The organism is Fontibacter flavus, from assembly GCF_042432905.1.
In the GTDB taxonomy this organism is placed as follows: domain Bacteria; phylum Bacteroidota; class Bacteroidia; order Cytophagales; family Cyclobacteriaceae; genus Fontibacter; species Fontibacter flavus.
Genome location: NZ_JBHLWI010000036.1, coordinates 110,946 through 121,148 on the forward strand (window position 1 = coordinate 110,946; position 10,203 = coordinate 121,148).

Sequence of the window (10,203 nt, forward strand, 5' to 3'; positions counted from 1 at the left end):
GAAAACCTGGCAATTCTTTTTTCTTTTTTTATTTTAAAGAATGAAGAGCAATTCTATTTCCTTCAGAATCTATAAATAAAGCCATGTAGCCGATTTCTATTGTGATCAAAGTTTTACCTTGAAGCACTTGTCCACCTGCTTTAGGGATGCGCTCCAATTCCTGATTGACATCTTCTGAAGAAAAATACACCAAGACACCGTTCTCACTGGTCTGATAATTTCCTTCCGATTTTACCAAACTCCCTCCTGCGCCACCCATTTCGTGATTCCAGGGAAACCAAGCCATATCAATTGGACCCAACTGGTGTCTTTCCAATTTGCAATCAAAAACTTTTTCATAGAAAGCTATGGCACTTTCCATATCGTTGACCGGTATTTCAAACCAGCTTACGGTTACATGATTATTCATAGTAAAGTGGGTTTAGATAATAAAAATAAGTAGATAAATGGGATTTCACCTTACATTTTGAAGGAAAAAGAAGGTTTTATCGGCCAGAAAAAGAGGTCAAGGAATTAAGCCTTCCTTGACCAATTTTCTTTCCATACCTTGAACTCGGACAGAGAAACCCTAAACCGGGCGAAATTGCCCTCATTGAGTACAAGCAGGTCACCTTCAACCATTTCCCTGAATCTATCGCTGTCTTCTTCTGGAAAGTTTTTGGCAATAGCTTGAATCAGTTGAGCACCTTCCTTTGGGTTCAAATTTTCAGAAACGATCTTCATGATCAGTTTTTTGATATCATCCCGGTACTTAGTTCGAAAGGGGTCAGGTTCACTGATTGTCTGTCTTATGGCCGCATAGCGTAAAGCTGATTTTTCGTAAGCCCACATAAATACATCCTTCAACAAATCAATTTGATTCAATTCATATACCCCGAGAATCCCTTGAGTGTAAAATGTATTGGGAACTTCCACAAAGGAAACCGGAGAAAGGTTGTTTTTGAACAATGGAATATTGGCTGCCAACCTGGATGTTCTCTTATTGACATCATCAAATGGCTGTAAGTAGGGTAAATGCACCATCATAAAGAATGCCTGTTCAAAAGGATTGCTGATTTCCACAGCTTTTTTAAGGATCAGCTCAAATTGTGCGGCGATCAATTGAGGTACGGATAGAGGCGTGTAAGCAGATTTATAAATCCCTACCGGCATTGATCTTAACCTACCCAATGATGCCTGCTCCTTCATGAGGTTTTCCGCAAGTAGAGCATGAAGGTTCAATAAGATGTAAGGTTTAAAGTCCAACTCTTCTCCCAAATCCACCAAAAACTCGATGGCATCCTTATGGTTGATAATCATTTGCGCCTCTTCTAAGGACTTTCCCTCAGCAGATTCACCCAATTCAAGGAGTCTTTGAGTGTCGAGCAATGAATATGTGTTACCTTCCAACCTGCTGGAGTTCCAAGAAAGATCAATCAACAGTCGGTTAAGAATTTCTCTGGCATGCGTACCTGCAGGCTGATGCTGACTATTGGTATATCCCAGTAAAGTTAGCTTATGGATGTCTTCATCTGGAAGATAAGCATCGATATTGGGTCTGTAGGAGTCCAAAAACTCCATATTGTAGCCAACTTTTTTCCTGTCCGATAGGGGATTTGAAAGGTAAGAAATGATTTTTTCACCTTCTTTGGAAACAGGAAAACCTTCTCTTTTGGGCCGAATCAATTTTTCTTGTTCACTTTCTCTGACCAGATGATCTGAATAATATAAATGGTATCTGGTGGATTTTGAGCCTCCGGTTGTGTAAATAATGCCTTCCTCTTTGAGTTTTTTAAGCCTACGCTGAAGGGTCCTCAATTCCAGGTTAAGCCCGCTTCCACTCATGATGTCCTCAATGGAGGCACCGTATGTGTTTTTGGCTATCACATTTTTGATAGTAAAAAGTTCATGTTTTGTGGTGGGATTGGTCATTGTCGTAAATCATCTTATTCACGACAAATTTACGCCATTATTTAATTTCAAAAAAAGTTTTAACGACATTTTTTTCAGTTTTGCGACAAAAAAATAAAACTTCTTAAATTCAAAGTGGAATGCTTTTCTGTTTATTAAAATTTATTCTTCCTTTTTGAAGACTTTGATAATCTTGAGGGATGTTCCATTTTCCAATTTGAACATGAGATAATCATTTTTTGACTTTAACCCCGCAAAAGACATAGGGGTATCAGATGCCATTTTCCAAGCATCTGGGAGTTCAAGAAGTTCTTCCTTTACCAAATATTCCACTCCTTCAATTAAGCTCCTGGCGGCGCCGGCCAAAAGTCCTTTTCCATATTTCATAGCTAGACGGCCGTTTTCTCCCAAAATAATTTCTTCTCCAATAGGGCTCTGGTATTCCCCAGGTTCCATGCCACAGAATTTGGTGCTGTCACTGATCAAAAATGCTTTTCTTCCTTTGACTTTTAGGACAACTTTCAAAAAGGATGGATCCAAATGAAAACCATCGGCAATCAGACTGGCATATAAGCCATCATTGGCCAATTGATCCCAAAGAATATTGGGATGTCGGGGAAGCATGAGTGGCACAGCATTTCCCAAATGGGTGGAGAGAGTGGCCCCAGCCTTGGTTGCATGCGCTAAATCTTTGGAAGAGGCATTTGAATGCCCGATGGCAACAAGAATATTTTCTTTGACGCATCTTTGGATCAATTCCTGAGCCCCTTCCAGTTCTGGAGCCAAGGTGATGAGTTTGATGCGACCGCCACTGGCATTTTGGAATTGTTTCACCAATTCCCAAGAGATTTTTTGTATGTGCTTTTCAGGATGGGCACCTTTAGCACCCTCAAGAGAAGAGATAAACGGTCCTTCTAAATGAATACCCAGAATACAGGAATTGATCAACGCATCATTTTGGCATGCCTTATTTATGATGTTCAGGTTTTCTGTTATGAGCTGAGGGTTGTTTGTAATCAAAGTTGGGAAAAAGCCAGTCACTCCTTTTTCCAATAAGACTTTGACTGCTTTTCGGATAGCTTCCAAAGTAAGCCCGCTTTCATTGAAATCTACCCCTGCTGCCCCATTGACCTGTAGATCTATCAGTCCTGGTCCGCAATAGGGGATTTGCATTTTTTGATTTTTTGGAATTTTAATGGTAGTGGGTCGGATACCCAGCCGATCGTCCAAAATGCAAAGTTTTCCAGTGAGGACATCTTTGGCAAAAATGTCTTCCTGCGATGCCCATGGTTGAATAAAGGGAAGAGCATCCTTATCGGTAAACAACTGGCAATTCCAATGTCCTCTCAGAATAGAGGCCGGACAAGTTTCATCTACTGGGCCGTAAAGGGTTTGATGTACGGCCTCTTTTTTCTTGGGGCCTGGGACCACACAACAGATGCAGTCCGCATTTAATAATGCAGGAACGGTCAAAGTTATGGCATGAGCAGGTACAGTAGCCAAATTCTCAAAACAGCCATCATTTACCTGTTGCTGTCTGCAAACCTTATCTAGCTCCACCACCTTGACGGATTGGATATCATTGAAATCGGCCACAGGAGGATCATTGAAGGCAATATGTCCGTTTTCACCTATTCCCATGCATACAATATCTATCCCTTTTTCATTCAAAAGTGTGGCATACCTTTCACATTCTTTTTCAATAGAATTATTTCCATCAATCAGATGGACCTGCTTCAAAGGAACATGGTCAAACAATGCAGCTTTCAAAAAATTCGAGAACAAAGCAGGATGGGAAGGATCAAGCCGCAGGTATTCATCCATATGAAATGCCACTACTTTTTCCCAAGGAATTTTGGAAGAGTTTCTGAGATAGTTCAAAAACTCATTTTGGGAGGGGGCCGCGGCAAATACTATCCTGATTTCATCTTTTTGCCTAGTGAGTTCAAGGATTTTATTCTCAACCCAGTTTCCGGCAGCCTCACCCATTTCTCCTCGGCTTTGATAAACTTGGACCTGCATGGATTATTAATTTTGATACAATTGTGAAAACATGTTGCTTACTTTTTCAGGAATTTTTCTCTTGGAAAGAAGACCTATTGTTACAAAAGTGATAAAGGAAATCATCAAAGGCAGGCTGACCTGAATGGCAAGGCTACAAATTTCCACATTTTTTGTCAATATAAATGCCATCAGTCCGGCGAGAACAGAAGAGATGGCTGCACCAGGGCCACATGTCCGAAAGGCGGGGACCAGTCCCAAAAGTAATGGTACCGCGATTGGGCCAACCAAAGCACCGAACCAGGAAATGATCAAGCCTAACACCCCTCCAAAATATTCGTATTGCAATGCCACCAAAATAGTCATAGAAGTGAACACAAAGGTGACAGTTCTGGCTATTTTCAAGGAGTTTGAATGTATTTTCGCTGAAATAGTAGGAAGTATATCCCTGCTGATTACCGCTGCAATGGTATTGATATCGGAAGAAGTCATGGACATGGTATTGGCAAAGAGGGATGCAATAACCAAACCTACTAATCCCGAGGGCAACAGAAGCAAGGTCAGTTCCCCGTAGGATTGGCTTGGGTCTGCCAAATCCGGAAGGAGGACAGGTGCTGCCCACATGGGGAAGAATAGAATCAAGGGCCAGATCAGGTAAAGCCATCCTGATAATTTAGCGGCTTTCACTACTTGCTGTTCAGATGGACTGGATATATAGCGGGTGGCGAGGTTCCACTGCCCGCCATTATAGGATAAAAAGTTGATAAAGAGGAATGCCAAGGCAAAGCCAATGGTATACGGTTCATGGAAAACTTGACTGTTGCCTTCAGGAAGTCGCTGCCAAAGACGGGAAAGGGTGGATAATCCTTCAAGATGCATGAGAATAGCGATAAACATCACCACTCCTGCCAATAGCTGAACGATAAACTGGGTAAAATCCGTGATGACAACAGCCCAAAGTCCTCCAAAGGTGATATAGAGCAATGAGATTCCTCCAGAAACCAGAATACCTACCGGCAAGCTGATTCCCGTAAACACATTTAATAAAATAGCGATAGATGCCCACTTGGCACCGATATCGAATAATTTCAGTAATACGCCGGACCAAGCCATCAGTTGTTGGGTGAATAGATTGTACCTGATTTTTAAAAATTCCAGAGGGGATTGGATTTGGAAAACTTTCCTCAATTTCATCCAAAGTACCGGGAATTTTTTGGCACTCATCAGGATGCTGACCCCTATGGTGAATGCCCACCAGAAATAAACCGATATCCCATGAGTAAAGGCCAAAGCTGCATAAGCCACAAATACCGCTCCGCTGTAGCCGGAGACGTGGTGGGAGATTCCCGATAGCCACCATGGGAGATTTCCCCCTGCTACGAAATAGTCCTCGGAATTTTTATTCCTGAAATAGGAATAGATCCCAATGATCAACATCAATAGAAAAAAGAGACCAATGATGATCAGGTCAAGTGTGCTTAGTTTCATGACCCTGTATGTCTAAATGCTGGGTTCCCATCCTGGTTGGTAAGCTCTTGACCAGTATTGAAGGGCCTCAGGATTGTTAAGGATGTGGCCTGTTTTTGGGTCTATATCCAAAGATCGGCCAACACGCTGGGCAATATTTCCCAATTGTACCAATAGGGTACTGGTCTGCCCACCGTATATGTCTGCAGCTAATGGCGTTCCTTTTCGGATTGCATCAAACATGTTTTGAATGTGGATGCTGTCCAGTTCATGGGTAGGGTCCGAAAGGTTTCTGGGATCTACCTGTCTTTCATATTTGACTTCTTTGACCACTTTATTTTGTCGGTCCAAAATGCTGTAATTATTCCCCCCATCAATTTTGATAGCACCTTCTTCTCCGTAAAATATTACTCCTACACTGGAGCTTTCCACATTCAAACCATTACAGCTCCTTCCTTCCCAGGTAATGAGGCTTTTGTTTTCAAATTCCAGGTTGATAATCTGGGTGTCGGGTGTTTCCCAATCATCCTGATAGTGGTAGCGTCCTCCGGCTGAACTCACAGTTGTTGGATAATTCACTTGTAAGCCCCATCTGGCCAAATCCACCATGTGGGTACCATTGTTCAAAGATTCTCCTGTTCCCCAGTTCCAGAACCAATGCCAATTGTAATGGATGATATTGTCCCGGTAATCCTCTCTTGGCGCCGGGCCTTGCCATAAGTCATAATCCAGATGTTGTGGAACAGGTACTTTTTTTCCGATACCAATGGGTGCCCTGTTGTTGCTGTACCATGTTTTGGCCATATAGGGCCTGCCGATGACTCCAGCGTGTAGCGCTTTGATGGCTTCTGCCACATGGGGCCAGGACCTTCGCTGATTTCCCATTTGGATGATTCTTTTGTATTTATTAGTGGCTTGGAGCAACAATTCTCCTTCATTCGGATTGTGGCTGGCAGGTTTTTCCAGATAAACATCTTTTCCCGCTTTGCAGGCCAAGATGGCCGCAGGTGCATGCCAATGGTCAGGAGCTGCCACCACTAAAACATCCATATCTTTGTCCTCCAGACTTTTTCTGAAATCAAGAGTGTTTTTTGGTATTTTTTGCTGTACCATGGAAACTGCCTGAATACATTTTTCTGCGGCAAGGCTGTCCACATCACTTACATGAAGCACTTCCGCATTAGGTTGGGAAGCAAAATTCAAAGCCAATGCATATCCCCTGCTATTGACACCCATCACGGCTACTTTGATCCGCTCATTGGCTCCCAGGATATTCCTGTAGCTTTTTGAACTGAAAGCAGGCAGTACGCCGCCAAGAGTGAGGGCAGCAGTCGCGCTAAGTGATTTTTTAAGAAAATCCCTTCTGGAGTCTTTTGGATTTTTCATAATGCTGGGAAACTTCTTCTACAAGATGAAATTGGCGGTTATTCCATTAACTTGTTACAATATATTGATTAATTCAAGTTAATTAATGAAAATTTTGTTAATTGGAATGATCTTTATTTAAAAATTCGGCTTTCTTGTGGTTTCCCAAAATCACACCTTTGGTGTAATTCGTTTTTGATTTACCAAGATCAAGTCTTAATTTTCAATAGATTGATTTGAGAATTAAACACGCACAATCCTCCCAAGGCGTTTGATTATGCTGTTAATGACTTAATTGTCCTACTATGAATGAAAGAAGAAACTTCCTGAAGTCAACCGGTACGGCCATTATCGGTACGGCCGTATTGCCTTTGACATTTTCGGTTCAACCTGCCCAAGCCTCGATAAATAAAGTTTTGAAAGTAGGTCTGATAGGTTGTGGTGGTAGGGGAACTGGTGCCGCAGCACAGGCCTTAAAGGCTGACCCTGATGCCATTTTGAGCTGTATGGCGGATATTTTTCCTGATTATCTGGAAGAATCTTACAACAACCTCATGATGGTCAGCCCAAATCAGGTCAAAGTAGATAAAACCAATCAGTTCATAGGTTTTGACGCTTACAAGAAGGTTTTGGATTCGGATGTGGACGTAGTGATACTGACCACCCCTCCAGCATTTAGGCCCCATCATTTTGCTGAGGCGGTGGCTGCTGGGAAACATGTCTTTTGCGAAAAACCAGTAGCGGTAGATGCGGCAGGTGTCCGGGCTGTTTTGGAAGCTGCAAAAAAGGCAAAGGAAAAAGGACTTTCGGTTGTTTCTGGGTTTACCTATCGCTATGATTTTCCCAAAAGAGCTCTTTTTGAAAAAATCTCCCAAGGAGATATTGGGGAGGTAAGGTCTATCCTGACAGTGAGAAATGGTGGAGGATTATGGTATAAAAACAGAAGGCCTGACTGGACAGAAATGGAATACCAGTTGAGGAATTGGTATTACTATGATTGGTTATCGGGAGATTATATCGTGGAAATGATGGTTCATAGCTTGGACCTGATGTCTTGGGCACTTGGAGGGCAATTGCCGGTCAAGGTAACAGGTACAGGAGGAAGGCAGGCGAGGACAGAACCAAAGTGGGGTAATATTTATGACCATTTCGCCATAGAATATGAATACGCCAATGGCATAAAGGGGATGCATTTTAGCAGACAACAGCAGGGTAGTTCGAATACTAACCGTGCAGAAATCGTAGGCAGGGAAGGGGATGCACTTATTGATATTGGCAGGCAAACACATGCTATCAGAGGTAGCAATTCATGGGATTATGAAGGAGAAAAAAATAATCCCTATGAAACACAGCATGAGGAATTGTTTGCTGGGATCAGAACGGGCAAACCGATAAACGAAGGAGAGTTGATGGCCAATAGTACCATGCTGGCCATCATTGGAAGAATGTCGGCATACTCTGGGCAGACCATTTCCTGGGAGGATGCCATTAAATCTAACCTCACGCTTGGTCCTAAAATGGAAGAATATGACTGGGATTTAGTTTGGCAGGTTCCTTCTGTGGCAGTGCCTGGTGTTACCAAAGTTTTATAATGAATGTTTAAACCCAAGTCCACTGACATGAAAAAAATATTATTGATTGGTCTGTTGGTTTATTTTGCTTCGCAGGTCAATGCTCAGGAGTATTTATTTGAATTTGGTACAATTAGGGGGTTGGATGCCTTGGTCACTTCAGAATCACCTGAAGAAGTTCCAATTAAGTGGTTTGATGTCAATACGGGAAAAGATACCTGGTATTTCGAGGGAGATGATTTGGTGTGTAAAGGTTTACCCATTGGTGTCATCCGTTCTGAGAAGCAATACCAAAATTTCATCATGCACATCGAGTGGAAGCATATGGAAGCAGGGGGGAATTCAGGGACATTTGTCTGGAGTAGTGCTGTTCCGGGAGAAAATCGGCTGCCGGATGGTGTGGAAGTGCAGATGTTGGAACTGGACTGGGTAAATCAGAATAAAAAGGACGGAGTATTGCCACCGATCGCTTACGTACATGGTGAATTGTTTGGGGTAGGGGGAGTGGAAACGATTCCTGACAATCCAAGGGGAACTAGAAGTAAATCCATAGAAAACCGCTGTTTGGGAAAAGGAGAATGGAACACTTATGTGGTCGTTTGTGTGGATGGGGTCATCAAACTTTCCGTTAATGGAAAATTTGTCAATGGCATCAGTCAGTCCACCCAAAGAAAGGGATATATCTGTTTGGAGTCTGAGGGAGCGCCAATCCATTTCAGGAACCTTCGGATTACGGAATTGCCATTTGGAGTTGTTACAGATGAGCAAATTGCACCTTTATTGAATTGATGCGGCGAATATTTTCCAAAGCAGCATAAATGATGAGAAAGCATCAAAAATATAAAATGCCGTTTGTCAAAATTTTAGAATAGCAATAGGCTTATTTTGATTATATTCCAATTTAAACCCAATTAAGACCTATGAAAAACTTATTTAAAATTTTGACACTGTCGCTAATGGTACTGATATCAGGCCAGCTTTATGCGCAGGAGATTGCGCTTCAACTGTATTCTTTAAGGAATGAAATGAAAGAGGATGTAAAAGGTTCCCATCAATTGGTTGCCGATTGGGGGATCAAATACATAGAAGGTGGAGGGACATATGGAATGGAATTGGAAGCCTATAAAAATCTTATTTCAGGATTAGGTTTGTCCATGATTGCAGTCGGTGCAGATTACAATCAACTCAAAGACAATCCCCAAGAAATCATAGACAATGCCAAAGCATTTGGTGCTAAGTATGCCACCTGTTTTTGGATTCCACATCCATCAGGTCAATTTAGTGACGAAGAAATGCAGGAAGCCATTGAAGTGTTTAACCGGGCTGGTAAAATCCTGAAAGATGCGGGAATTACCCTTACCTATCATCCGCATGGATATGAGTTTAAGCCATATGGAAAAGGAACTTTGTTTGATAAGATGTTGGTTGAAGCCAACCAATTTGAATTTAATATGGACGTGTATTGGGTAAAAATGGGTGGTGGAGACCCTTTGGCCATTATGAAAAAGTATCCAAAGAAATTCCCACTACTTCACTTGAAAGATAGAGCACATGGAACTCCGGGCAATACAAATGGACAAGGCGACGTTGAAACTAATGTAGTTCTGGGTACTGGAGATGTGGATATCAGAGGATTGATCAAGCAAGCCAAAAAAGTAGGCACCAAATACCTCATTATCGAAGATGAATCTTCCAGATCCGTACAACAAATCCCTCAAAGTGTCGCTTATATCAAGCAGGTTTTGGGAAAGAAATAAAATAACTCATTGTAATGAGTCACCCATTAGGGGGTGTCCGAAAAGTCGAGACACCCTTTTTTTATTGTTGATCTTCTCTAAAATTATTATTTTAGAGTTGAACAAAATACAACAATGTCTAAGGTAGTTTTTAAAAATCAGACTGGCAATTG

8 protein-coding genes are annotated in these 10,203 nt (G+C 42.0%); 3 read left to right on the forward strand and 5 right to left on the reverse strand.

The genetic code is table 11. From position 1 onward, the window contains the following. Positions 1 to 28 precede the first annotated feature (28 nt). The 5 genes from ACFFIP_RS13070 to ACFFIP_RS13090 form a co-directional block, all read right to left on the reverse strand. Complete coding sequence (locus ACFFIP_RS13070) at positions 29 to 409, reverse strand: VOC family protein (protein WP_382388103.1); 381 nt, start codon at positions 407 to 409, stop codon at positions 29 to 31. 104 nt (positions 410 to 513) lie between these two features. Continuing rightward, positions 514 to 1,911 (reverse strand): Fic family protein, encoded by a 1,398-nt coding sequence (locus tag ACFFIP_RS13075; RefSeq protein WP_382388104.1) that lies wholly within the window; start codon positions 1,909 to 1,911, stop codon positions 514 to 516. Between the two features lie 141 nt (positions 1,912 to 2,052). Continuing rightward, positions 2,053 to 3,912 carry a 6-phosphogluconolactonase gene (locus ACFFIP_RS13080; RefSeq protein WP_382388105.1) on the reverse strand — a complete coding sequence of 620 codons (1,860 nt, stop codon included), beginning with the start codon at positions 3,910 to 3,912 and terminating at the stop codon, positions 2,053 to 2,055. A 6-nt stretch (positions 3,913 to 3,918) separates the two neighbouring features. Beyond that, on the reverse strand, positions 3,919 to 5,379 hold the full coding sequence (locus ACFFIP_RS13085) for a sodium:solute symporter family protein (protein ID WP_382388106.1): 1,461 nt from the start codon (positions 5,377 to 5,379) through the stop codon (positions 3,919 to 3,921). A gap of 12 nt (positions 5,380 to 5,391) precedes the next feature. Beyond that, positions 5,392 to 6,744, reverse strand: coding sequence for a Gfo/Idh/MocA family oxidoreductase (locus ACFFIP_RS13090; protein WP_382388107.1), 1,353 nt, complete (start codon positions 6,742 to 6,744; stop codon positions 5,392 to 5,394). A gap of 284 nt (positions 6,745 to 7,028) precedes the next feature. On the opposite strand from ACFFIP_RS13090, the gene ACFFIP_RS13095 reads away from it, so the two are divergent. From ACFFIP_RS13095 to ACFFIP_RS13105, 3 genes are all read left to right on the forward strand, one after another. Further along, entirely contained in the window at positions 7,029 to 8,315 is a 1,287-nt protein-coding gene (locus ACFFIP_RS13095) for a Gfo/Idh/MocA family protein (protein ID WP_382388108.1), read from the forward strand. 27 nt (positions 8,316 to 8,342) lie between these two features. Next, a complete protein-coding gene (locus ACFFIP_RS13100; protein WP_382388109.1) occupies positions 8,343 to 9,083 on the forward strand; it encodes a 3-keto-disaccharide hydrolase in 741 nt (246 codons plus the stop codon). A gap of 131 nt (positions 9,084 to 9,214) precedes the next feature. Then, positions 9,215 to 10,051: a sugar phosphate isomerase/epimerase family protein gene (locus ACFFIP_RS13105; RefSeq protein WP_382388110.1), complete on the forward strand. Its 837-nt coding sequence runs from the start codon at positions 9,215 to 9,217 to the stop codon at positions 10,049 to 10,051. The last annotated feature ends 152 nt before the right edge of the window (positions 10,052 to 10,203 follow it).

What these genes read in the sequence shown, in the direction of transcription:
- ACFFIP_RS13070 (WP_382388103.1), bottom strand. Translation starts at nt 409, where the DNA reads ATGAATAATCATGTAACCGTAAGCTGGTTTGAAATACCGGTCAACGAT.
- ACFFIP_RS13075 (WP_382388104.1), bottom strand. Translation starts at nt 1,911, where the DNA reads ATGACCAATCCCACCACAAAACATGAACTTTTTACTATCAAAAATGTG.
- ACFFIP_RS13080 (WP_382388105.1), bottom strand. Translation starts at nt 3,912, where the DNA reads ATGCAGGTCCAAGTTTATCAAAGCCGAGGAGAAATGGGTGAGGCTGCC.
- ACFFIP_RS13085 (WP_382388106.1), bottom strand. Translation starts at nt 5,379, where the DNA reads ATGAAACTAAGCACACTTGACCTGATCATCATTGGTCTCTTTTTTCTA.
- ACFFIP_RS13090 (WP_382388107.1), bottom strand. Translation starts at nt 6,744, where the DNA reads ATGAAAAATCCAAAAGACTCCAGAAGGGATTTTCTTAAAAAATCACTT.
- ACFFIP_RS13095 (WP_382388108.1), top strand. Translation starts at nt 7,029, where the DNA reads ATGAATGAAAGAAGAAACTTCCTGAAGTCAACCGGTACGGCCATTATC.
- ACFFIP_RS13100 (WP_382388109.1), top strand. Translation starts at nt 8,343, where the DNA reads ATGAAAAAAATATTATTGATTGGTCTGTTGGTTTATTTTGCTTCGCAG.
- ACFFIP_RS13105 (WP_382388110.1), top strand. Translation starts at nt 9,215, where the DNA reads ATGAAAAACTTATTTAAAATTTTGACACTGTCGCTAATGGTACTGATA.